General features: G+C 67.4%; 21 protein-coding genes. 11 read left to right on the top strand and 10 right to left on the bottom strand.

Translation table 11 applies throughout. The features are described from left to right. The first annotated feature begins 48 nt into the window (after window positions 1-48). Both xseA and CLD20_RS09650 read left to right on the top strand, forming a co-directional pair. Window positions 49-1,650 carry an exodeoxyribonuclease VII large subunit gene (gene xseA, locus CLD20_RS09655; protein ID WP_224406405.1) on the top strand — a complete coding sequence of 534 codons (1,602 nt, stop codon included), beginning with the start codon at window positions 49-51 and terminating at the stop codon, window positions 1,648-1,650. An 86-nt stretch (window positions 1,651-1,736) separates the two neighbouring features. Next, window positions 1,737-2,297 (top strand): hypothetical protein, encoded by a 561-nt coding sequence (locus tag CLD20_RS09650; RefSeq protein ID WP_224406404.1) that lies wholly within the window; start codon window positions 1,737-1,739, stop codon window positions 2,295-2,297. A gap of 12 nt (window positions 2,298-2,309) precedes the next feature. Here the strand turns inward: CLD20_RS09650 and CLD20_RS09645 are convergent, their stop codons facing one another. Genes CLD20_RS09645 through CLD20_RS09635 form a run of 3 tightly spaced genes read right to left on the bottom strand, consistent with a single transcriptional unit; the run spans window position 2,310 to window position 5,208 of the window. Then, window positions 2,310-3,008 (bottom strand): lactate utilization protein, encoded by a 699-nt coding sequence (locus CLD20_RS09645; protein WP_224406403.1) that lies wholly within the window; start codon window positions 3,006-3,008, stop codon window positions 2,310-2,312. After that, window positions 3,005-4,420, bottom strand: a complete 1,416-nt coding sequence (locus CLD20_RS09640; protein ID WP_224406402.1) for a LutB/LldF family L-lactate oxidation iron-sulfur protein — start codon at window positions 4,418-4,420, stop codon at window positions 3,005-3,007. The genes CLD20_RS09645 and CLD20_RS09640 overlap by 4 nt, the downstream gene beginning before the upstream one ends. After that, window positions 4,417-5,208, bottom strand: coding sequence for a (Fe-S)-binding protein (locus CLD20_RS09635; RefSeq protein ID WP_224406401.1), 792 nt, complete (start codon window positions 5,206-5,208; stop codon window positions 4,417-4,419). The genes CLD20_RS09640 and CLD20_RS09635 overlap by 4 nt, the downstream gene beginning before the upstream one ends. Window positions 5,209-5,534: 326 nt before the next feature. On the opposite strand from CLD20_RS09635, the gene CLD20_RS09630 reads away from it, so the two are divergent. Beyond that, window positions 5,535-6,566, top strand: coding sequence for a TRAP transporter substrate-binding protein (locus tag CLD20_RS09630; RefSeq protein ID WP_224406400.1), 1,032 nt, complete (start codon window positions 5,535-5,537; stop codon window positions 6,564-6,566). Here the strand turns inward: CLD20_RS09630 and CLD20_RS09625 are convergent. Next, window positions 6,554-6,697, bottom strand: coding sequence for a hypothetical protein (locus CLD20_RS09625; RefSeq protein WP_224406399.1), 144 nt, complete (start codon window positions 6,695-6,697; stop codon window positions 6,554-6,556). The two genes, CLD20_RS09630 and CLD20_RS09625, sit on opposite strands and share 13 nt — an antisense overlap. Between CLD20_RS09625 and CLD20_RS09620 the strand changes: the two genes are divergently transcribed. Both CLD20_RS09620 and CLD20_RS09615 read left to right on the top strand, forming a co-directional pair. Further along, window positions 6,696-7,313, top strand: coding sequence for a TRAP transporter small permease subunit (locus tag CLD20_RS09620; RefSeq protein ID WP_224406398.1), 618 nt, complete (start codon window positions 6,696-6,698; stop codon window positions 7,311-7,313). The genes CLD20_RS09625 and CLD20_RS09620 overlap by 2 nt on opposite strands. Beyond that, the gene (locus CLD20_RS09615) at window positions 7,313-8,776 is read left to right on the top strand and encodes a TRAP transporter large permease subunit (protein ID WP_224406397.1); all 1,464 of its coding nucleotides are present in this window, start codon (window positions 7,313-7,315) and stop codon (window positions 8,774-8,776) included. Before CLD20_RS09620 ends, CLD20_RS09615 begins: the two co-directional genes overlap by 1 nt. A 160-nt stretch (window positions 8,777-8,936) precedes the next feature. Here the strand turns inward: CLD20_RS09615 and CLD20_RS09610 are convergent, their stop codons facing one another. Next, window positions 8,937-9,371, bottom strand: coding sequence for a cytochrome c family protein (locus CLD20_RS09610; RefSeq protein ID WP_224406396.1), 435 nt, complete (start codon window positions 9,369-9,371; stop codon window positions 8,937-8,939). Window positions 9,372-9,582: 211 nt separating this feature from the next. Between CLD20_RS09610 and CLD20_RS09605 the strand changes: the two genes are divergently transcribed. The 4 genes from CLD20_RS09605 to CLD20_RS09590 all read left to right on the top strand — a co-directional run bounded on the left by CLD20_RS09605 (window position 9,583) and on the right by CLD20_RS09590 (window position 14,191). Further along, a complete protein-coding gene (locus CLD20_RS09605; protein WP_224406395.1) occupies window positions 9,583-11,076 on the top strand; it encodes an FAD-linked oxidase C-terminal domain-containing protein in 1,494 nt (497 codons plus the stop codon). 45 nt (window positions 11,077-11,121) lie between these two features. After that, on the top strand, window positions 11,122-12,336 hold the full coding sequence (locus CLD20_RS09600; RefSeq protein WP_224406394.1) for an FAD-binding protein: 1,215 nt from the start codon (window positions 11,122-11,124) through the stop codon (window positions 12,334-12,336). Between the two features lie 2 nt (window positions 12,337-12,338). After that, window positions 12,339-13,670, top strand: coding sequence for a glycolate oxidase subunit GlcF (gene glcF / locus CLD20_RS09595; RefSeq protein ID WP_224406393.1), 1,332 nt, complete (start codon window positions 12,339-12,341; stop codon window positions 13,668-13,670). A gap of 68 nt (window positions 13,671-13,738) precedes the next feature. Then, window positions 13,739-14,191, top strand: a complete 453-nt coding sequence (locus tag CLD20_RS09590) for a hypothetical protein (protein WP_224406392.1) — start codon at window positions 13,739-13,741, stop codon at window positions 14,189-14,191. Window positions 14,192-14,195: 4 nt separating this feature from the next. Here the strand turns inward: CLD20_RS09590 and CLD20_RS09585 are convergent, their stop codons facing one another. Further along, a complete protein-coding gene (locus CLD20_RS09585; protein ID WP_224406391.1) occupies window positions 14,196-14,603 on the bottom strand; it encodes a helix-turn-helix domain-containing protein in 408 nt (135 codons plus the stop codon). Between the two features lie 198 nt (window positions 14,604-14,801). Between CLD20_RS09585 and CLD20_RS09580 the strand changes: the two genes are divergently transcribed. Next, window positions 14,802-15,824, top strand: a complete 1,023-nt coding sequence (locus tag CLD20_RS09580) for an AI-2E family transporter (RefSeq protein WP_224406390.1) — start codon at window positions 14,802-14,804, stop codon at window positions 15,822-15,824. An 84-nt stretch (window positions 15,825-15,908) separates the two neighbouring features. Here CLD20_RS09580 and CLD20_RS09575 read toward each other — a convergent pair whose 3' ends face one another. The 4 genes from CLD20_RS09575 to CLD20_RS09560 form a co-directional block, all read right to left on the bottom strand. Continuing rightward, the gene (locus CLD20_RS09575) at window positions 15,909-16,538 is read right to left on the bottom strand and encodes a L,D-transpeptidase (RefSeq protein WP_370636848.1); all 630 of its coding nucleotides are present in this window, start codon (window positions 16,536-16,538) and stop codon (window positions 15,909-15,911) included. A 155-nt stretch (window positions 16,539-16,693) separates the two neighbouring features. Then, window positions 16,694-17,329 carry a L,D-transpeptidase gene (locus CLD20_RS09570; RefSeq protein ID WP_224406389.1) on the bottom strand — a complete coding sequence of 212 codons (636 nt, stop codon included), beginning with the start codon at window positions 17,327-17,329 and terminating at the stop codon, window positions 16,694-16,696. A gap of 194 nt (window positions 17,330-17,523) precedes the next feature. Beyond that, window positions 17,524-18,177 (bottom strand): L,D-transpeptidase family protein, encoded by a 654-nt coding sequence (locus tag CLD20_RS09565; RefSeq protein ID WP_370636852.1) that lies wholly within the window; start codon window positions 18,175-18,177, stop codon window positions 17,524-17,526. Window positions 18,178-18,715: 538 nt separating this feature from the next. Beyond that, complete coding sequence (locus CLD20_RS09560; protein WP_224406388.1) at window positions 18,716-19,441, bottom strand: DUF2927 domain-containing protein; 726 nt, start codon at window positions 19,439-19,441, stop codon at window positions 18,716-18,718. Window positions 19,442-19,520: 79 nt separating this feature from the next. Here CLD20_RS09560 and CLD20_RS09555 point away from each other — a divergent pair, with 79 nt between their 5' ends. After that, a complete protein-coding gene (locus CLD20_RS09555) occupies window positions 19,521-20,171 on the top strand; it encodes a DNA-3-methyladenine glycosylase I (protein ID WP_224406387.1) in 651 nt (216 codons plus the stop codon). Window positions 20,172-20,628: the final 457 nt, after the last annotated feature.

Here is a 20,628-nt window from a genome sequence, read left to right as displayed (position 1 = left end):
GGGCAAAAGCCGCTTGAAGCGAGCGGCGCCGTCCGTCAAGACTGGGCCATGCCAGATCGCGCCCCCGAGGCGAGCAACGTCAGCGAATATTCCGTCGCCGAGCTGTCCTTCGCGCTGAAGCGCACGCTGGAGGACACCTACGAGCATGTGCGCGTGCGCGGCGAGGTTTCCGGCTATCGCGGCCCGCATGGCTCCGGCCATTGCTATTTCACGCTGAAGGACCAGAGCGCCTCGCTCGACCTCGTCGTGTGGAAGTCGACCTTCCAGCGCCTGAAGTTCAAGCCCGAGGAAGGGCTGGAGATGGTGGCGACCGGCAAGATCACCACCTATCCGCGCCGCTCCAACTACCAGCTCGTCGTCGAAAGCCTGGAGCCCGCCGGCGCCGGCGCGCTGATGGCGCTTCTGGAGGAGCGCCGGAAGGCCCTGGAGGCCGAGGGCCTCTTCGCCGAGGCGAGGAAGCGCCCGCTCCCCTATCTGCCGAAGGTGATCGGCGTCGTCACCTCGCCGACCGGGGCGGTCATCCGCGACATCCTTCATCGCCTGCGCGAGCGCTTTCCGCGCCACGTCCTCCTCTGGCCCGTGCGGGTTCAGGGGGACGGCGCCGCCGACGAGGTGGCAAGGGCGGTGCGCGGCTTCAACATGCTCGAGCCGGGCGGCCCCATCCCGCGTCCTGACCTCCTCATCGTCGCCCGGGGCGGCGGCTCGATCGAGGATCTGTGGGCCTTCAACGAGGAGGTCGCCGTGCGCGCCGTGGCCGAGAGCGCCATCCCGGTGATCTCCGCCGTCGGCCACGAAACCGACTGGACCTTGATCGATCTCGCCGCCGACCGGCGCGCGCCGACGCCGACGGGCGCCGCCGAGATCGCCGTCCCGGTGCACGCCGATCTAGCCGCGGGCCTCGCCGATCTCGCTGCGCGCCAGTCGGGCGCCTGGACCCGCCTCGCCGCTTCCAGAAGCCGCGAGCTGATGGGCGCGGCGCGTGCCATGCCCTCGCTCAACGAGCTTCTCGCCCTGCCGCGCCATCGGCTCGACGAGGCGGGCGGGCGCCTCCTGCGCGCACTCTCGCAGCATCGCCGCTTCAAGGCCGAAGCCTATCTTCGCCTCGCCTCGCGCCTGACGGGCGAAAGCCTGCGGGCCGATCATCGCCGCCGCCGCGAGCGGCTCGCCGAGCTTTCCGGCCGGCTCGGCCGGGCGGCCGCCGCGGCGCCGGTCCGCGCCCGGCGCGAGCTGGAGCGTTCGGCGCGGCTCCGCCCGCAGACGCTGACGCGCATGCTGCGCCTGGAGCGCGACCGACTGGCGGCCTGTGCCCGCCATGGCGAAGTCTTTGCCCGGCGCATGGACGCCCGAAAGGAGCGGATGGCGAGCGCCGGCAGGCTCCTGGAAACCCTCTCCTACAAATCCGTGCTGAGCCGGGGCTACGCCGTCGTGCATGACGGCGAGGGAAGGGCGGTGACGCTCGCTTCCGCTGTCGCTGCAGGAGCCGGCTATGACGTGGAGTTTTCCGACGGGCGCGTTCCGATGGTCGCCGGCACGCCGCAGGCCGGCCTCGCGCCGGAGCCAGCACCGCAGACGAAGCCGAAGCGCCCGGTCGCGGCGCCTTCCCCTCAGCGTGCAAAGCCCCCTGGCGGCGGCCAGGGGAGCCTCTTCTAGCCTGCAATTCGCTCGGCCTCGGAACCCGATCCCGGCGCCGGGCCTTTTAGCCGTGAAAGCACCGAAACAACCCTCCGACGGCACCCATGCGCGTTTTTCTCGTCCTTCTGATCATCGTCCTCGCCATCGGCGCCTACTTCATGGTGGATATCCGCCAGGTGCAGGAAGGCCGGCTGCCGGAGGTGCAGGTGACCGAAGGCCAGGCGCCCAAGTTCGAGTTCAAGCTCGGCAAGTTCGAGGTCGTCTGGAAGACGGCGACGGTCTCCTATCCGACCATCCAGTTCCGCAGCCCCGACGAAACCGAGCCCGCCGCGCCGGACGATGGGGACGATGCCCCGAGCGAGGCCGGTTCGGAGGGCAATGAACCGGCGCCCGCCGCGAGCGGGGAGCAGGGGATGCAGCCCGTCCCGGTGACGCCGCCGCGCCAGGAGCCGATGACGGACGAGACGACTCCGGCGAGGGAGCGCGAGCCGGCCCCGCTGCCCCCATCGGCCGAGCCGGCTCCCAGGCGCGACCGGTCCGACCGCGCGCCGGTCGCCCCCGATGCGTCCATGCCCGATCCGGCAGCCCCCGATCCGGCCGGGCAAAAGCCCGGCGATCCGGAGCCTGCCGAGATCATCATGAACCCGGATTCGCCCTCTCAGTAGGAAGTCGGCCGCTCAGCCTTTTCCGACGACGAAGATGTGCAGCGCCCGCGGTCCGTGGGCGCCCAGCAGCAGCGTTTGCTCGATATCGGCGGAGCGCGAGGGGCCTGTGATGAGGTTGACCGTCCGTGGCAGGCCTTCTTTCTCCGCGCGGGCGCGCAGCTCCGCCCAGACCGCCTCGTAGTCACCGGCGATGTCGGAAGCGGCGATCACCACCAGATGGTGTTCGGGCAGGAAATTGAGGCTCGTCGGGTTGTCTTCGCCAGAGACGAGATAAAGCGTGCCCGTCTCCGCCACCCCGGCGAAGGCGTGGCTGAGGGTGGCGAGGTCGTGTCCGTCGGAAGGCCCATGCTTCAATTCGATCTGCGGCGCCTTCTGCCACGGCAGGTCCCGCAGCCGCGCATCCGCGCCCATGCGCAGCGCCGAGGGAAGGTTCTTCGCTCTCAGATATTCGGCCACGGCTTCGGGCAGGTCCTCGGGCGAGGCAATGCGCTCCACCGTGGCGCTCACCTTCTCAGCCATCTCGGCGAAGAGCGCGACGCGGCTCTCGCCGTCCACCTGGCCGCGGGCCGGGATGACGTTTGCCTTGTGGCGGGAAAGCCGCTCTCTGACCGCCTCCCGCCGCGCCTCGCCTTCGCCCTCGCCGGCGAGCGCCCGGCGCACCTTGCCGAAGACGGCGGCCCGCCGCCGGTCTTCCCTTTCGGCGGCACTCACGAGCGGGCCTTCCATTGCGCGACGAAGCTCTTTGCCGCGGGCGCCGGCAGGTCGCGATGGCGCGTCCAGCCGCCGGCGAGCGGCAGCCAGGCGAAGCGGCCCTTTCGGCCGAACGGCGAGAGTGCGGCAAGCCCGATCCGTGTCGCCAGTCTGTAGAGCTTCGGCCGCCGGGCGAGGAAGGCCCAGAGTGCCAGCCCGCTTCGCTCCGTCGCCGGCTTCAGGTGCCTTTCGTATTCGCGCTCGCGCCAGTGGCGCATCAGCTTGGGCAGCGGGATGCCGACCGGGCAGACGCTCTCGCAGCGCCCGCAGAAGGTGGAGGCGTTGGGAAGGTTGGCCGTATGCTCCAGCCCGAACAGCGCCGGCGCCAGCACCGCCCCCATCGGCCCGACATAGGTCGCGCCGTAAGCATGGCCGCCGATGGCGTGGTAGACCGGACAATGGTTCATGCAGGCGCCGCAGCGGATGCAGCGCAGCATCTCGCGGTATTCGTCGGCGAGCATCTCCGAGCGGCCGTTGTCGAGGATGACGATATGCGTCTCCTCCGGCCCGTCCGGGTCGCCCGGCCGGCGCGGGCCGGTCGAGAAGGTCGTGTAGACCGACATCTCCTGGCCGGTTGCCGAGCGGGCGAGAACGCGCAGCAGCGTGGAGACGTCTTCAAGGTTCGGCACCAGCTTTTCCAGCGAGGCGATCACGATGTGAACGCGCGGCAGGATCTGGGTGAGGTCGCCGTTGCCCTCGTTGGTGACGATGACCGAGGAGCCGGTTTCCACGACGAGAAAATTCGCGCCGGTAATGCCGACATCGGCCGCGAGGAATTTCTCCCGCAGTGCTGCCCGCGCCTCGGAAAGCAGCGAGACGGGCTCCGTCAGGTCGCGCTCCGGGTCGAGATGGGTGTGCACGCGCCGGAAGTCCGCCTCCACCTGGCTGCGCGTCACATGCACGGCCGGCGCGATGATGTGGGAAGGCGTCTCGCCCCTCAGCTGGATGATGTATTCGCCGAGATCGGTCTCCACCGGGACGATGTCGCTGGCTTCCAGGAAGGTGTTGAGCCCGATCTCCTCGGAGATCATCGACTTGCCCTTGGTGACGGTCTTCGCCCCGACACGGCGGCAGATCTCCAGGACGGCCTGGCGGGCATCCTCCGCCGTCTCGGCGAAATGCACCTCGGCGCCCGCCTTCAGCGCATTCTCCTCAAAGGCTTCCAGGTAGAGGTCGAGATGGGCGAGCGTATGGTCCTTGATCGCCTTCGCCTCGCGCCGCAGCGCCTCGAATTCCGGCAACGCGTCGACGGCCGCCTGGCGCTTGTGGATGAAGCCGCGCTCCACATGCGCCAGTGCCTGCTGCAGATCGACATTGGCAAGCGCGTCGACCGCGTTCTCCTTGAAGGCGGGCGAGGTGATGTGAAGGCTCATTTCGCCTCGCCGATCGCCGGTCCTTCGCCCATATCGGCGAGCACTTCGGCGACATGGCGCGCGCGCACCTTCCTGCCGTCGCGGGAAAGCTTGCCGGCCATGTTCATCAGGCAGCCGAGATCGCCCGCAACCAGCGTCTCCGCACCGCTCGCCGCGATCGTCGCCGCCTTCTTGGTGACGATGGCGTTGGAGATCTCCGGATACTTGACGCAGAAGGTGCCGCCGAAGCCGCAGCAGACATCGGGGTCCGTCATCTCCGTCAGCGTCAGCCCCTCGACGCTCTGCAAGAGTTCGCGCGGCTGCTTCTGGATGGAGAGCTCGCGCAGCCCTGAACAGGCATCGTGATAGGTGACGGAGCCGGCAAAGCGCGCTTTCACCTTCGTGATCCCCATCACGTCATAGAGGAAGGCGGTCAGCTCGAAGGTCTTTGCCGCCAGCGCCTCGGCGCGCCTGGCGAATGCCGGATCGTCGGCGAGAAGCTCCGGATAATGGCGCGAGAGCGTCGCGGCGCAGGAACCGGAGGGGACGACGACGTAGTCGAAACCCTCGAAGGTCTCGACCACCTGGCGGGCGATGGCCTTCGCGTCCTCGCGGTCGCCGGAATTGTAGGCCGGCTGCCCGCAGCAGGTCTGGCTCTCCGGCACATCGACGTCGCAGCCCGCCGCCTCGATGAGCCGGGCGGCGGCAAAGCCGGTCTCGGGACGGAAGAGGTCGACGAGGCAGGTCGCGAAAAGCCCGACCCGCGGTCTTCCGCTGCCCTTCCCACCGGCGATTTCAGGTGATGACAAACTGTGATCCTCTGCGGCTTCCCGGCATCTTGTTCGCCGCTGGCCGAAATCCTCTGCCGCTTGCCGGAATGGCCCTCGCAGGCGCCGGGAGCGAGAAGAACTGCAAGATAAGTGTGCTTGCGATGGCCGGTCAACGTTGGTATCGAAATTAAGCCGGCTCCAAGAACTCTTCAAAAGAAGGGCAGCGGCCGGAAAGACAATGACAAGACCGCACCAAAGCGGTTGGCGAAAGGGGAAATGGGAAAAATTCTCCGTTTCAGCCTCATCTGACAGCTGCACCGGGCGCGCCCGGTGCAGGATCTATACCGTTCTTGGGAGGAACAGTGATGAAGGCAGTATTGTCGGCGGCCGCCTGTGCCGCCGTTCTCGCCCTGTCGGTTCCGGCAGAGGCGAAGACCACGCTCAACATGGCATCCACCTATCCGGGCTCGCTGACGCAGCTCGGCACGCTCGGCAAGGCGATCGAGGAAACGATCGACAAGATGTCGGGCGGCGAGCTTGAGGTGAAGTTCTTCGAGCCGGGCGCTCTCGTGCCGGCGCTGGAGGTCTTCGACGCCGTCTCCAACGGCTCCGTCGACGCCGCCTGGTCGACGCCGGGCTACTGGCAGGGCAAGGAGCCCTCGCTCGCCCTCTTCGCCGCAGTGCCCTTCGGGCCGGACGTGCGTGAATACACCGCCTGGCTGTTCAACGGCGGCGGCGAGGAGATGATGCAGGAGATCTACGCGCCCTATAACATCCACTCCATCATCTGCGCCGTCATCGCGCCGGAGGCCTCCGGCTGGTTCCGCAAGGAGATCAACTCGGTCGACGATCTGAAGGGCCTGAAGATGCGCTTCTTCGGCCTCGGCGCGAAGGTGATGCAGCGGCTCGGTGTCGATACCCAGCTTCTTGCCGGCGGCGACATCTACCCCGCCCTGGAGCGCGGCACCATCGATGCCACGGAATTCTCCCAGCCGGCGATCGACCTCAATCTCGGTTTTTACCAGGTCGCCAAGCACTATTACTTCCCCGGCTGGCACCAGCAATCCACAGCCTTCGAGCTGATGATCAACAAGGAGCGCTGGGACGGGCTTTCCGAGCAGGAGCAGGCGATGATCAACACGGCCTGCCGCGCCAACGTCGCCAACGGCATGGCCGAGGGAGAGGCGATCCAGGTCGATGCGCTCGCCGAGCTGGAGGAGAAGGGCGTCACGATCCACACCTGGCCGAAGGAAATCCTCGATACCTTCCATTCGACCTGGAACGAGGTCGCCGAGGAAGAGGCCGCAAAGGACGAGAAGTTCAAGAAGGCCTGGGAATCCCTCTCCACCTTCCGCGAGAACTACAAGCGCTGGGGCGAGGTCGGCTACATCCAGTAGCCGGCGCCATGCACCGGCAAGGCCGGTGCTGGTCTCTCCGGAATGACGACGGCCGGCGCTTTCGGGCGTCGGCCGGCCTCTCCGGCGCAGGCGCCGGAATCCCTCAATTCGCGGACGGTCGGTAACGCCATGGCTGCGCTCCTCAACGTCTCAAGGGCCATCGACGGGCTTCTGGCCGTCGTCGGCAGGCTCGGCGCCTGGCTCGCCGTGCCGCTCCTCCTCGTCATCGTCTACGACGTCGTCACCCGCTATTTCGGCGTGCCGAAATTCTTCGGGTTCAACTCCACCCAGTATCAGGAATCGGAATACTGGCTGCACGCCTACCTGTTCTGCCTGATGATGGGCTACGCCTATATCCGCCAGGCGCATGTGCGGATCGATCTCATTCGTGACCGCGTGGCGCTGAGGACCAAGTTCCTCATCGAGATGCTCGGCTGCCTCTTCGCCCTCATCCCCTATTCGGTGATCGCGACCTACCTCTCCTGGGGCTACTTCATGCAGTCCTACCATTCCGGCGAGGCGTCGCGGTCGGTGGTCGGGCTCAGCCATCTCTGGCTCCTGAAGATCTCCATGCCGATCATGTTCGCGCTTCTGGGACTTGCCGGCATCTCCGTCTTCTTCAAGGCGCTCGCCGGCTGGAGCGGCCGGCTGCCCCCCGAAATGCTGCACGACACGATCGGCACGGACGACGACATCGCCGAGCTGGTCATCCCCGAAGAGACCGCCGAAGCGGGAAGGCGCGCGTGATGCCGCTCACCGATGCCCTTCCGCTCCTCATGTTCGCGGCCCTCGCGACGCTCCTCTTCTCCGGCTATCCGGTGGCCTTTGTCCTCGGCGGCATCGGCCTTGCCTTCGGCTTCCTCGGCATGGCGTTCGACCAGTTCGCCTTCGTGCAGTTTCGCGCCATGCCCTCGCGCGTCTTCGGCATCGAGGAGAACCTCATCCTCACGGCGATCCCGATGTTCATCTTCATGGGCACGATGCTGGAAAGATCGGGGATTGCGCGCGACCTGCTCAACTGCCTGCAGGTGCTGCTGCGCCGCGTCCCGGGCGGCCTGGCGCTCGCCGTCACCATCATGGGCACGATCCTGGCCGCCACGACGGGCATCATCGGCGCCTCGGTGGTGATGATGTCGCTGCTTGCCCTGCCGATCATGATCGAGCGGAAATACTCCCACCAGCTCGCCACCGGCACCATCGCCGCCTCCGGCACGCTCGGCATCCTCATCCCGCCTTCGATCATGCTGGTCATCATGGCCGACCTCCTGGAGCGTTCGGTCGGCAATCTTTTCGTCGCGGCGATCTTCCCGGGCTTCCTGCTCTCGGGCCTTTATGTCGTCTACATCGTCGTGCTGTGCTCGCTGAAGCCGCGCCTGGCGCCGCCGCTGCCGGCCCATATCGGGCCGGGAAGCGGCGCAGAGCTGTTCCTGATGATCCTGCGTTCCTTCGTGCCGCCGGTCATCCTCATCGTGCTGGTGCTCGGCTCCATCCTCGGCGGCTTCGCGACGCCGACGGAGGCCGCCGGCGTCGGGGCGGCGGGCGCCCTCCTCCTCGGCTTCGTCAACCTCGTCGTCCTGCCGGTTCTGGGCGTGCCGGAGATGCACTTTTCCGGCGAGGCGCATGCCGAACTCGACGACCATTCGGTCGGCGGCGGCGCCTTCTCCGAGGTCAGGCATTTCGGCCATGTGCTGGCCGATGTGGTACTGCGCACGGGCCTCACCAACGCCATGCTCTTCGGCATCTTCGTCGGCGCGACTTTGTTTTCCTACGTCTTCCGCGCCCTCGGCGGCGATGGTGTCGTCGTCGATCTGGTGAACGCCAGCGGCCTCGGCTCCTGGGGGCTGTTGATCCTCATTCTCGGGATCGTCTTCTTTCTCGGCTTCTTCTTCGACTGGATCGAGATCACGCTGATCGTGTTGCCGGTCTTCACGCCGATCATCCAGCTGATGGATTTCGGCAGCCATGTGGAGCGCTTCGAGGTCGTCTACTGGTTCGCCATCCTGATGGCGGTGAACCTGCAGACCTCGTTCCTGACGCCGCCCTTCGGCTTTGCGCTCTTCTACATGAAGGCCGTGGCGCCCAAGGAGGTGAAGATCGAGGAGATCTATCTCGGCATCATCCCCTTCGTGCTCCTGCAGCTCCTCGGACTCGCCGCCGTGATCGTGTTCCCGGAGATCGCGCTGTGGTTGCCGCGGGTGCTGCTGAACTGAAGCGCCGGGCAGAAAGGCCGAACGGCCTCAACCTGGCGGTGAAGGCGCCGGCCGGGAGAGACAATCCGACGCAGTCTAAAATCATTCAAAAAGAAACCGGGCGCCCATCGGACGCCCGGTCGCATGTGCTTGTTCAAGCGGCCTCGGAGAGGCCCGTCGATCAGGACGGCGGCGTGTAGGTGCTCGCGCCCGGCTCGGGCATGCCGTCCGTATCGAAGGTCTTGAGGTACGCGATGACCGCGTCGATGTCTTCCTGCTTCTTCAGGCCGGGGAAGATCATCTTGGTCTTCGGCACGTAGTCGCGCGGCGCCTTCAGATATTCCGATAGAGACTGCTCAGTCCACACCAGACCAGCTTCACCCGCGGCCTTCATGGCCGGAGAATAATTGAATGACGGCTCCGTTCCGGCGACGCGGCCGAAGATGTTGTTCTGTTCCGGGCCGACACGGTTCTTGGCGCCTTCGCCGACAGCGTGGCAGGCGGCGCATTTCTTGTAGACGACCTCGCCTTTTTTCACGAGGTCATCCTGGGCGAGAGCGTTGCTCGCTACCAGGATAGCCGCCACGCTGACGATGGCTGGCAAAATCCTTTTCATTGGGATTACTCCTGTTATCGCTGGCCTTGGGTTTCCCCCTCAGGGCCTGAAATGGAGCACAAGGCTTCATCGTCTACAAGGGGACGGCCATCGCGCAAAGGCAATGCGACATCGCGCTATGGTTGCTACCGGCGCTCAATTTGCCTGATAGTGTCGGCGGCTCGCCGATCAGACCGGGACCAACCGGCAGGCGAAGAACGGTGGAGGAAAGATGAGCGTAGCGATGCCTCGCCCGAAGGCCGAGATCCTGGCGCGGCGCGAGGAGATCGCCGCCGAGTTGCGCCGGATCGTGCCGGGCGAGGGGGTCGTATCCGATCCCGACGGCATGCGTCCCTTCGAGACCGACGGCCTCACGGCCTATCGCCAGCTGCCGATGGTCGTCGTTCTGCCCGAGACGGTCGCGCAGGTCAGCCGCATCCTGCGCTACTGCCACGACAATTCGATCCGCGTCGTGCCGCGCGGTTCCGGCACCTCTCTGTCGGGCGGCGCGCTTCCGCTCGCCGATGGCGTCCTCCTCGTCATGTCGCGCTTCAACAAGGTGCTGGAGGTCGATTTCGACAACCGGGTCGCCGTCGTGCAGCCGGGCGTCACCAACCTTGCCGTTACCCGCGCCGTCGAGCATCGCGGCTTCTATTACGCGCCCGACCCGTCCTCGCAGATCGCCTGCTCCATCGGCGGCAACGTGGCGGAAAATTCCGGCGGCGTGCACTGCCTCAAATACGGACTCACGACCAACAACGTCCTCGGCGTGGAAATGGTGCTGATCACCGGCGAGGTGATCCGCCTTGGCGGCAAGCACCTCGACGCCGAGGGCTTCGACCTTCTCGGGCTGATGACGGGCTCCGAAGGCCTTCTCGGCGTCGTCACCGAGGTCACCGTGCGCATCCTGCGCTCGCCGGAGACGGCGCGCGCTCTCCTCATAGGCTTTCCCACCAACGAGGATGCCGGCCGCTGCGTCGGCGACATCATCGGCGCCGGCATCATCCCCGGCGGCATGGAGATGATGGACCGTCCGGCGATCCACGCGGCGGAGGATTTCGTCCATGCCGGCTACCCGCTCGACGTGGAGGCGCTCCTCATTGTCGAGCTCGACGGGCCGGGCGAGGAGGTCGACGAGCTGATCGCCAGGGTGAAGGCGATCGCGGAAGACAACAACGCCGCCAATCTCCGTGTTTCGCAGAGCGAGGAGGAGAGGGCGGTCTTCTGGGCCGGGCGCAAGGCGGCCTTTCCGGCCGTCGGTCGCATCTCGCCGGATTATTACTGCATGGACGGCACCATCCCGAGGAAGGCGCTGCCGAAGGTCCTCGCCCGCATGAAGGAGATGGAGGCCGAATACGGCCTCAAGGTCGCCAACGTATTCCACGCCGGCGATGGCAACCTCCATCCGCTCATCCTCTACGATGCCAACAAGCCCGACGAACTGGAGCGTGCCGAGGCTTTTGGCGCGGAGATTCTGAAGCTCTGCGTGGAGGTCGGCGGGGTGCTGACCGGCGAGCACGGCGTCGGCGTGGAAAAGCGCGACCTGATGGGCACCATGTTCAACGAGGCGGACCTTGCCCAGCAGGAGCGGATCAAATGCGCCTTCGATCCGCGCCAGCTCCTCAATCCCGGCAAGGTCTTTCCGGAGCTGCATCTGTGCGCCGAGCTCGGCCGCATGCACGTCCACAAGGGCGAGCTAGCCTTCCCCGACATTCCGCGGTTCTGAAGATGCTTGAATCCAGCATTCAGGGCCTGTTCTTCGAGCCATGGCATGGCTGAGCGTCTTCGGCCCGAGACCGATGCCGGCCTGCTCGACGTCGTCGCCTGGGCGGCCGCCGAGGAGGTGCCGCTGGAAATCCTCGGGCACGGCTCCAAGCGCGGCATCGGCCGGCCGGTGCAGGCCGAGTACACGCTCGACGTTTCCGGGCTTGCGGGCGTCACGCTTTACGAGCCCGACGAACTCGTCCTGTCGGCCAAGGCCGGTACGCCGCTCTCCGAGGTCGAAAAGCTGTTGCGCGACGCCAACCAGGAGCTTGCCTTCGAGCCGATCGACTACGCCCCGCTCTTCGGCGGCGAGGCGGGCTCGGGCACGCTCGGCGGCGTCTATGCCGCGAACCTTGCCGGCCCGCGCCGCATCAAGGCCGGCGCGGCGCGCGACCATGTTCTCGGTCTTGCCGCCGTCTCCGGCCGTGGCGAGGCCTTCAAGTCGGGCGGGCGCGTCGTCAAGAACGTCACCGGCTACGACCTCTCCAAGGGGCTTGCCGGCTCCTGGGGCACGCTCGCGGTCGTCACGGACCTCACCTTCAAGGTCCTGCCGAGGGCCGAGCGTGTGGCGACCGTTCTGGTGAAGGGCCTTTCCGACGAGGCGGCCGGCCAGGCGATGTGCGCCACCATGGGCTCGGCGCTGGAGGTATCGGGCGCCGCGCATCTGCCGGCGGAGACGGTCGCCGATTTCGGCCTCGGCTCCGATGCCGTGACGGCGCTGCGCCTCGAAGGCTTTCCGACCTCCGTCGCCTACCGCTCGGCGGCGCTGAAGAAGCTGACGGAGCCGCAGGGCCCGGTGGAAGTGCTGGACGTGCCGGCCTCGGAGGATCTGTGGAAGAAGATCCGCGACGCCGCCCCGTTTCAGGGCGAGGAACGCCCGCTCTGGCGCATCAGCGTCGCCCCGCGCGCCGGCGCTGCGCTCATGGGCGCGCTGGCGAGCGAGCCGGAGACGGGCCGCCTGCGTTGGTTCTACGACTGGTCGGGCGGTCTCGTCTGGCTCTCGGTCGAGGACGACATCGAGGATGCCGGCGCGATGAAGATCCGCAGCGCCCTCGCCGCTTCCGGTGGCGGGCACGCGACGCTCGTGCGCGGTCCGGCGGCGCTCCGGACCGGCGTCTCGCCGTTCCAGCCGCAGCCGGAGGCGCTGGCGGCGCTGTCGAAGCGGCTGAAGGAGAGTTTCGATCCGCGGGGGATTTTGAACCCTGGCAGGATGGGCGCCTGACGATGCAGACCGCCTTCACCCCCGCCCAGCTTGCCGACCCGCGCATCGCCGAAGCCGACCAGATCCTGCGCAAATGCGTGCATTGCGGCTTCTGCCTCGCCACCTGCCCGACCTACGTCGAGCTCGGCAACGAGCTCGACAGCCCGCGCGGGCGCATCTACCTCATCAAGGACATGTTCGAGGCCGAAAAGCCCGCCTCGGCCGAGGTGGCGCTGCATATCGACCGCTGCCTCTCCTGCTATTCCTGCATGACGACCTGCCCCTCGGGCGTCGACTACATGCACCTCGTCGACCAGGCGCGCGTCCATATCGAGAAGACCTATCGCCGGCCGCTGCGCGACAGGCTGATGCGCGAGGCACTCGCGCGCATCCTGCCCCATCGCGAGCGCTTCCGTGCCGCCCTCAACGCCGCCCGGCTCGGCCGCCCGGCGGGCCCCCTGATGAAGGCGCTCGGTGGCCCCTTCCGGCAGATGGCCGCGATGCTCGCGCTCGCGCCCGGCGAGATCCCGGATGGTGGCAAGATGGCCGAGCCCGGCAACACCTTTCGGCCGAAGGGCGAGCGCAAGGGGCGTGTCGCGCTTCTCACCGGCTGCGCTCAGCCGGTGCTCGATCCGGGGATCAACGCCGCCACGATCCGGCTCCTCAACCGCGCCGGCATCGAGGTGGTTCTGCCGAAGGGCGAGGGCTGCTGCGGCGGCCTCGTCCACCATATGGGCCGCGAGGACGAGGCCCTGCCGCTCGCGCGCCGGAACATCGCCGCCTGGATCGCCGAGATGGAAGGCGAGGGGCTCGACGCCATCCTCATCACCACCTCCGGCTGCGGCACCACCATCAAGGATTACGGCCATCTCTTCGCCGCTCACCCGGCATGGCGCGAGCGGGCGGCGCGCGTCGCCGCCATCGCCATGGATGTCTCGGAATATCTTGCCAGGCTCGATCTGCCGGAGCCGGTCGCAGGCGGCGGCCTGAAGGTCGCCTATCACGCCGCCTGTTCTCTCCAGCACGGCCAGAAGGTGGTGAAGGAGCCGCGCGCCATCCTGGAGAAGGCGGGCTTTGAGGTGCTCGGCGTCCCGGAGGGGCATCTGTGCTGCGGTTCGGCCGGCACCTACAACCTTCTCCAGCCGGCCATCGCCGGCCGGCTCCGCGACAGGAAGGTCGCCAATATCGAGAGCGTGGAGCCGGAGGTGATCGCCACCGGCAATATCGGCTGCATCATGCAGATCCGCTCCGGCACGAAAATCCCGATCCTGCACACGGTGGAGCTGCTCGACTGGGCGACCGGCGGGCCGGCGCCGGCCGCGCTATCCCGCTCGCCGCGTCCCGCCCGGATCTGAGCCGCGTTCTGGCTTCCGTCCGCGCCTACCCTAGTTGCTTTCCGGAGAGACACGGCGAAAGGGCCGCGATGAGGAAAGCCGGATATGTTTGGGCCGCGTGCCTGTCTGCGGGGTTGCTGGCGTTCCTTCCCGCCGCCGCCCAGGACGCCGCGCCGGACCACGATCCCCAGAGGGCGATGGCGCTGCTGGCCGAGCTTACCGGCCGCTGGGCGCCGACCGACCAGGCCTGCCTCGCCGGCGAGGACGATGCGAGCCCGCTCCTGCGGGTGGAGCGCGGCGGCTTCACCAAAGGCAGCGCCCAATGCCGTTTCAAGCAGGCGCTCAGCCCGGCGTCGGGCCGGCTCGACGTTCTCGCCAATTGCGCTCCGGACGCTTCCGCTGAAATGGCGGATGAAAGGCTCGTCTTCCTTCTTGCCGAGGACGGGGCCTTGACGCTGAAGCGGGGCGAGGCCGAAGAGCGATATTTCCGCTGTCTCGACGAGGCGCGGCTAAGCCCGCGCCCGGCGCAGCAGCGCTCCTGATCTCTCAGTCGCCGCGGCCGGCGCTTTCGCGCAGCCGGTCGAGGCGATCGGCCGTCTCCCGCAGCCGCCGCGACAGGGCCAGCGCCTCTTCCGAAAGCTGGACGATCTCGGTGCGCAGCATCGCCGCCTCCTGGGCGAGCGGCTCCTCCTCGGGGGGCGCCTCGCCGCGGCCGACGAGCAACCAGATCGGGCTGACGCCGAGAATGCCGGCGAGATTGCGCAGACGGTTGGAGCGCGGCTCGGCGCGATCGTTCTCCCATTGCGCCAGCGTCGCCGTCTTCACGCCCAGCCGGCGGGCGAGCTGCGCGGTGGAAAGGCCGAGGGCGTCGCGGGCCCGGACGATCCTTCCGCCCAGCGTGTCGCCGTCATCGGCTTCGAAGGTTCCCGATTCCGTCATCTGTGCCGCTTCCATTCGCGTCTCCCCCAAGGCTGTCGATCCGCCGTTCAAGCGAAGCTGGGCCCGCATGTGGCAGCGGGCGGGGCCGCGAGTGACCAAACACAAGCCCGCCCGGATCGCAACCCTGGCAAGCATCGCACGTTTGGCCAAGGCCAGCCACCGCACGGGGCGCGCATCGGCCCGGGTGAAGGATTTGATGAAAGAGAGAATTTGATGGAAAAGGTTGAAGTGCGCGGCCCTGCGATATTTCTTGGGATCGCGGCGTTATTGTTCCTGATATGGATGGCCTCGAAGGCGTTGCTTCTCGTCTTCGCCGGTATCGTGCTCGCGGCGGCGTTCAGCTTTCTCGCCGCGCCGATCGAGCGGTTGACCGGGCTGTCCGGCAAACACGTCAAGCCGGTGATCTACCTCGCCTTCCTGGCCGCGATCGGGGTCGTCGTCGGCTGGGGAGGTTCGGCGCTGGTCGTCCAGGCGAGCGAGTTCGCGAGCCATACCGACGAACTCCTGCGCAGCTGGAATGCCGAACTGTCCGATCTCGGCCTCGGCTTCATGTCGCAGGCCGGAGACATGCAGCTCTCCAAGGTGATGCCCGATCTTCAGTCGGTGTTCGGCGATTTCAGGCGCATGCTGAGCGGCTTCTTCGGCGGCCTCGCCAACTTCGTCATCGTCCTCTTCCTGGGCATCTTCCTGTCCTGGGATCCGCGCACCTATCTGCGCGGCCTCCTGCATCTCGTGCCGTCCCAGCGGCGCGCGCGCCTGCGCGAGGTCGTCGAGAGCGCGGCGGAGAACCTCGGCTGGTGGATGGCGGGGCAGGCGATCTCCATGTCGATCATCTTCGCGGCAAGCTGGCTCGTTCTTTGGCTGATCGGCATGCCCTACAACTTCCTGCTCGCCCTGCAGGCCGGGCTCCTCGCCTTCATTCCGACGCTCGGCCCGGCCATTGCCGGCGTCGTCATCATCCTCGCCGGCTTTTCCGTTTCGCCGACCATGGCTCTTTGGGGCCTCGGCGCCTACGTGCTGATCCAGGCGCTGGAGAGCAACGTGACCCAGCCGGTGGTGCAGCAGAAGACGACCTCGCTGCCGCCGGCTCTGACGCTTTCCACCCAGCTCGTCTTCGCCGCCGTCCTGGGCGGCCTCGGCGTGGCGCTGGCCGTGCCGCTTCTCTCCGTCATCATCGTCTTCGTGCGGGAACTCTACGTGAAGGACGCGCTCGGCGACGACGGCGTGGAGGTCTAGACGCGCAAACGTAAACGCCCCGGCCTGGCGAACCAGAACCGGGGCGAGAGCGAGAGAGAGAAGTGCCTCTTGGGGGAGGCGGTCCTAGCGTACGATCACCTTGGCGCCCTTTCGGGCGAGATAGTGCAGCTCGATGACGTCGTGGTTCATCATCCGGATGCAGCCGGAGGAAACGTTGTGGCCGATCGTCCAGGGCTCGTTGGTGCCGTGGATGCGGTACATCGTGTCCTTGCCGTGGTCGAAGAGATAAAGGGCGCGCGCGCCGAGCGGGTTGTCCGGGCCGCCGGGCATGCCTTCCGAATACTCCACGAGGCGCGGCTCGCGGGCGATCATCTCGGCCGGCGGCGTCCATGTCGGCCATTCGGCCTTGGCGCCGACCTGAACCACACCTTGCCAGCCGAAGCCTTCGCGCCCGACGCCGACGCCGTAGCGGATCGCCTGGCCGCCCGGCTGGACGAAGTAGAGGAACTTGTTCTGTGAATCGATGACGATCGTGCCGGGCGCCTCGGGGCCGTCATAGGCGACGATGTGGCGGCGATATTCCGGGGCCGGGCCGCGGCTCGCATGCCGCGGCGGCTCCACGTTCACCACCTGCCGGGCCACCGGATCGAAATAGCGCAGCGTCTGCGCATTCGCGGCGATCGGCGCGATTGTCGAAAGACCGACCGCGAGAGCCGCCGTCGTCATCAGGGTCCTGGCGAGGATAGAACGCATATTGTGCCTCCGTTTCGCCGCGCGGTGACGTGGGGGGTGCCCACCGCGCGCCGTTTCAACGGAGCAACAATGCTCAAGCGCTGGAAACGTTCCACTTCACGTCAATGTGACGAAATTCGGGCGGCGCTGCCGCGCCGCCCACCGCACTTTTCCGGTCAGAGGACCACGACCGGCGCGCCGACCTGCACCCGCCCATAGAGGTCTATGATGTCGTCGTTGTTGAGGCGGATGCAGCCCGACGAGACGTTGAGGCCGATCGTCCACGGCTCGTTGGTGCCGTGGATGCGGTAAAGCGTGTCGCGCCCGCCGTCGAAGAGGTAGAGCGCCCGTGCCCCGAGCGGATTGCTCGGACCGCCCGGCATGCCGCCGGCGTATTTCTTCAGCCGGGGCTCGCGCGAGATCATTTCCCGCGGCGGGATCCAGCGCGGCCATTCCGTCTTGCGCGCCACACGCACCTTGCCCTTCCAGCCGAAGCCTTCCCGGCCGACGCCGACGCCGTAGCGCACGGCGCGGTTGCCGGGCAGGACGAAGAAGAGGAAGTGCCGGCTGGAATCGATGATGATCGTGCCGGGCGCCTCGCCGCCGGTATAGCGGACCGTCTGGCGGTTATACTTTGCCGGCGGCTTGCGGTTTGTCGAATAGCGCTGGTCGATGGTCTTGAAGCTGCCGCTCACCGGATCGAAAAAGGTGAGCGCCTGCGCCACGCCGGTCAGCGAGAAGGCGGTAACGGAAAGAGCGATGACGGCCGCAAGCGCGGCTCGGCCGATGCGAAGCGAAAATCCGGTGCGCACGAATCAATCCCCTGGATGGTTGGACATTTTCTAAAAAACGCCTTGGCCATCGGCAAGGCATGTTCGAACAACTCGCCGCGAGCCTTGCGGTTTCCCGCCGGACTGTGATCCCGGCGATGGGAGGCCGCCGGCGTCCCCCGACCCCGGCGGCCCCGCGGGTCCTCGCCGGACCACGCAGCTCTTGGAACCCGTTCCTAGAGGACCACGACCTTCGTGCCGACGCCGACGCGCTCGTAAAGGTCGATGACGTCTTCGTTGCGCATGCGGATGCAGCCGGAGGAGACGGCATGGCCGATCGTCCAGGGCTGGTTGGAGCCGTGAATGCGGTAAAGCGTCGAGCCGAGATAAAGGGCGCGCGCGCCGAGCGGATTGTCGGGCCCGCCCTCCATATGCACGGGCAGGCCCGGCTGGCGCGCCCGCATCTCGGCCGGCGGCGTCCAGCCCGGCCATTCGGCCTTGCGGGTCACCTGATGCGTGCCGGCCCACTCGAAGCCCGGCCGGCCGACGCCGACGCCGTAGCGCTTCGCCTTGCCGCCCGCCATGACGAGATAGAGGTAGCGGTTGTCCGTATCGATGACGATCGTGCCCGGCGCCTTGTCGCTCGCATAATCGACCATGGTCGGCAGGAAGGCGGGATCGATTTCGTGGCGCGGCTTTGCCCGCACGGCGGTCGCCGGCGCGGGCCGCACGACCGCGGCGGGCGTTGCCCGCTGCGGCGCCCTTGCAACCGGGGCCTGGCGCGGACGCTCCTGCAGGTAGAGCGGGCGCGGATAGTTGGCGTAGGCCGGCGGGCGCGAGGGGCGCATCTGGCGCGGCTGCGGCGCGCGTGTTCCCGGCGCGGGATACATCGCCGGCTGGCGCTGCTCGTAAAGCTGCGGCTGCGGCTGGGCGTAGAGGCGGGGCTTGGCGGTCGCCCGCGAACCCACCTGTCGCTCGGCGGGCTGGCGCGGCGGCTGTGGCTGGAACATGAGCTGCAGCAGGCCCTTGCGCTGGCGATACTGGGGCTGCTGCGCCTGCGTCAGGATCACGGGCCGGTACGCCCCGCCCACGGCGGGGCCGCGGCGAAGCTGGTCGAGCCATTCCGACTGGATGCGCGGCTTCAGCGGCACCACCGGCTTGTTGCCGGCAGCGCTCGCCGCCATCGGGGCCGAGAAAAGGGCGATCAGGACGCTCGCCGCGAGGGCGAAACGGGGGAGGAAACGCTGGATCGACATACGCATGACTCGCCGTAACCGTTGGCGCGGATTGTGGACTTTCCGCTTGCTCGGGGCTGACGCTAGGCGAGGCTCGAAAAGTCTCGGTTAACGAAGCCTTGCGATGCGGATTCACGGTGAACGGGCCGTTGAAGGAGACGGTAAAGGAAGGCTGAAAGCGCCTTCGGGCCCTTCAGCGCACCCTCCGGCGCACGTCGCGCAACACCGCCGGCAGCACCCTTTCCACCTCGCGCCGGTTCATCCCGGCGCGGATGCGCGGATCGTAAAGCATGTTGAGGATCATCCGGTCGTGCCGGGTGAAGGTGGTGAAGCGCGTCGTGTCGTTGAAGACGGAATCGGCAAGCGTGTCGTCGTCGTTGAGGGGCCCGAGCCCTTGCAGCACCTCTTCCACGAGGCAGCGATGGAAGAGATAGTCGCCCTCATCCGCGACGATCACCGCATCGGCGCCGGTGATGCCGTGCGCCCCGTTGACGACGCGCACCAGGCACCTGCCGGGCGCGCGCATGCGCGGCTGGCGATAGATGGCGCGCACCAGCGGCGCGTATTGCGCCCGGTCGACCACATGGATGCGGTAGTTCGCCTGCCACCTTTGCCGCGCCGTGACCAGCCTGAGGCCGGAGATCTGCCGGGGCAGCGAGGCCACGAAGGCCATCACCTCGCGCCGCCTGTCGTAGCGGGAGAGATTGTCGATATAGACGCGAACGGGCCCGGAGAACTTCTTCACGACGCGCGCGTCGTAGCCCCAGCTGGCATATTCGGCGCCAAGGACGGCCTTACGAAAGCTCTCGCTGAGCTGCCGGTCGGTGAGGGCGCTCGCAGTTCCGGCCGTGGCGAGAAGCGGCAAAAGAAGGCCCGCAAGGATGAGGGCCGTGTATCGGCCCGTGGCAGCAAGTGTCATCTAGGGCCCACCCCGGCTCGCCTTCCAGCCAGGCCCAGCTTATCGTCACCCCGCACCGATTCAAGCGCCGGGGAGAAGAATGGCCGCTGCCGAGAAACAGGAAAAACCCGGGATCGGGCCGGGTGCGGACGGGCGGCCACGCTGCTTCTGGTGTCTCGGCGATCCGCTCTACGAGGGCTATCACGACGAAGAATGGGGAAGGCCGAGCGCCGACGACCGGCGGCTCTTCGAAAAACTGTGCCTTGAAGGCTTCCAGTCCGGCCTGTCCTGGCTGACCATCCTGCGGAAGCGGGAAAACTTCCGGCGCGCCTTCGCCGGCTTCGACATGGAGAAGGTGGCGGCCTTCGGCGAGGCTGACGTGGAGCGCCTCGTCGCCGATGCCGGCATCATCCGCCATCGCGGCAAGATCGTCTCGGCGATCAACAATGCGCGCCGGGTGCGGGAATTGCGCGAGGAGGCCGGCTCGCTCGCCGCCTTTGTCTGGAGCTTCGAGCCGCAGGAGCACCGGCGGCCGGGCAGGTTCGACCGCGAGACGCTGATGAAGCTCGCCCATACGGAGGAATCGGCGGCGCTTTCCAAGGCGCTGAAGAAGCGCGGCTGGTCCTTCGTCGGCCCCACCACCGTCTACGCCTTCATGCAGGCGATGGGCCTCGTCAACGACCATATCGAGGGCTGCGTGCACCGCGAGGCGAGCGAGAAGGCCCGCGCCGCTTTCGCGCGCCCGGTCTAGGGCGCGAACCTTCGGTCGGCTTGGACATTTAGGCCGAAGCGCCGCCGCGCGCTCCCAACCCTCTCGCCCAAGGGGGGAGAACACCCTGCCACTCGACTCTTCCGTCGCGCTCGCGCCTTTGCGGATGAGGCCTCACCCTCACCCGGCATTCCCTTCGCTCCGCTCGGGACTTGCCGACCTCTCCCTTCGAGGGAGAGGTTTCGCGCCGTGTCGTTCATCAGCGCCAAGCGGCGCCGCATGCTCCCAACCCTCTCCCCTGGAGGGAGAGGGTGGCTGCCGGAGGCAGCCGGGTGAGGGGGAAGCCGCAGCAGATGCGGAGCCCGCGAGCGGGCAGGAATAAGCTCCAGCTGCTAGTCCTCTCCCCCAAGGGGGAGAAGAACACCCTGCCGCTCGACTGTTCCGTCGCGCTCGCGCCTTTGCGGATGAGGCTTCACCCTCACCGGCATTCCCTTCGCTC

This window comes from Afifella sp. IM 167 (assembly GCF_020144925.1).
Lineage (GTDB): Bacteria > Pseudomonadota > Alphaproteobacteria > Rhizobiales > Afifellaceae > Afifella.
Note: the sequence above shows the minus strand (reverse complement) of the source record. Positions and strands in the feature narration are given on the sequence as shown.

Coding starts and splice junctions, on each gene's coding strand:
- xseA (WP_224406405.1), top strand. CDS start 49: ATGCCAGATCGCGCCCCCGAGGCGAGCAACGTCAGCGAATATTCCGTC.
- CLD20_RS09650 (WP_224406404.1), top strand. CDS start 1,737: ATGCGCGTTTTTCTCGTCCTTCTGATCATCGTCCTCGCCATCGGCGCC.
- CLD20_RS09640 (WP_224406402.1), bottom strand. CDS start 4,420: ATGAGCCTTCACATCACCTCGCCCGCCTTCAAGGAGAACGCGGTCGAC.
- CLD20_RS09630 (WP_224406400.1), top strand. CDS start 5,535: ATGAAGGCAGTATTGTCGGCGGCCGCCTGTGCCGCCGTTCTCGCCCTG.
- CLD20_RS09620 (WP_224406398.1), top strand. CDS start 6,696: ATGGCTGCGCTCCTCAACGTCTCAAGGGCCATCGACGGGCTTCTGGCC.
- CLD20_RS09625 (WP_224406399.1), bottom strand. CDS start 6,697: ATGGCGTTACCGACCGTCCGCGAATTGAGGGATTCCGGCGCCTGCGCC.
- CLD20_RS09615 (WP_224406397.1), top strand. CDS start 7,313: ATGCCGCTCACCGATGCCCTTCCGCTCCTCATGTTCGCGGCCCTCGCG.
- CLD20_RS09610 (WP_224406396.1), bottom strand. CDS start 9,371: ATGAAAAGGATTTTGCCAGCCATCGTCAGCGTGGCGGCTATCCTGGTA.
- CLD20_RS09605 (WP_224406395.1), top strand. CDS start 9,583: ATGAGCGTAGCGATGCCTCGCCCGAAGGCCGAGATCCTGGCGCGGCGC.
- CLD20_RS09600 (WP_224406394.1), top strand. CDS start 11,122: ATGGCTGAGCGTCTTCGGCCCGAGACCGATGCCGGCCTGCTCGACGTC.
- glcF (WP_224406393.1), top strand. CDS start 12,339: ATGCAGACCGCCTTCACCCCCGCCCAGCTTGCCGACCCGCGCATCGCC.
- CLD20_RS09590 (WP_224406392.1), top strand. CDS start 13,739: ATGAGGAAAGCCGGATATGTTTGGGCCGCGTGCCTGTCTGCGGGGTTG.
- CLD20_RS09585 (WP_224406391.1), bottom strand. CDS start 14,603: ATGGAAGCGGCACAGATGACGGAATCGGGAACCTTCGAAGCCGATGAC.
- CLD20_RS09580 (WP_224406390.1), top strand. CDS start 14,802: ATGGAAAAGGTTGAAGTGCGCGGCCCTGCGATATTTCTTGGGATCGCG.
- CLD20_RS09575 (WP_370636848.1), bottom strand. CDS start 16,538: ATGCGTTCTATCCTCGCCAGGACCCTGATGACGACGGCGGCTCTCGCG.
- CLD20_RS09565 (WP_370636852.1), bottom strand. CDS start 18,177: ATGTATCCCGCGCCGGGAACACGCGCGCCGCAGCCGCGCCAGATGCGC.
- CLD20_RS09560 (WP_224406388.1), bottom strand. CDS start 19,441: ATGACACTTGCTGCCACGGGCCGATACACGGCCCTCATCCTTGCGGGC.
- CLD20_RS09555 (WP_224406387.1), top strand. CDS start 19,521: ATGGCCGCTGCCGAGAAACAGGAAAAACCCGGGATCGGGCCGGGTGCG.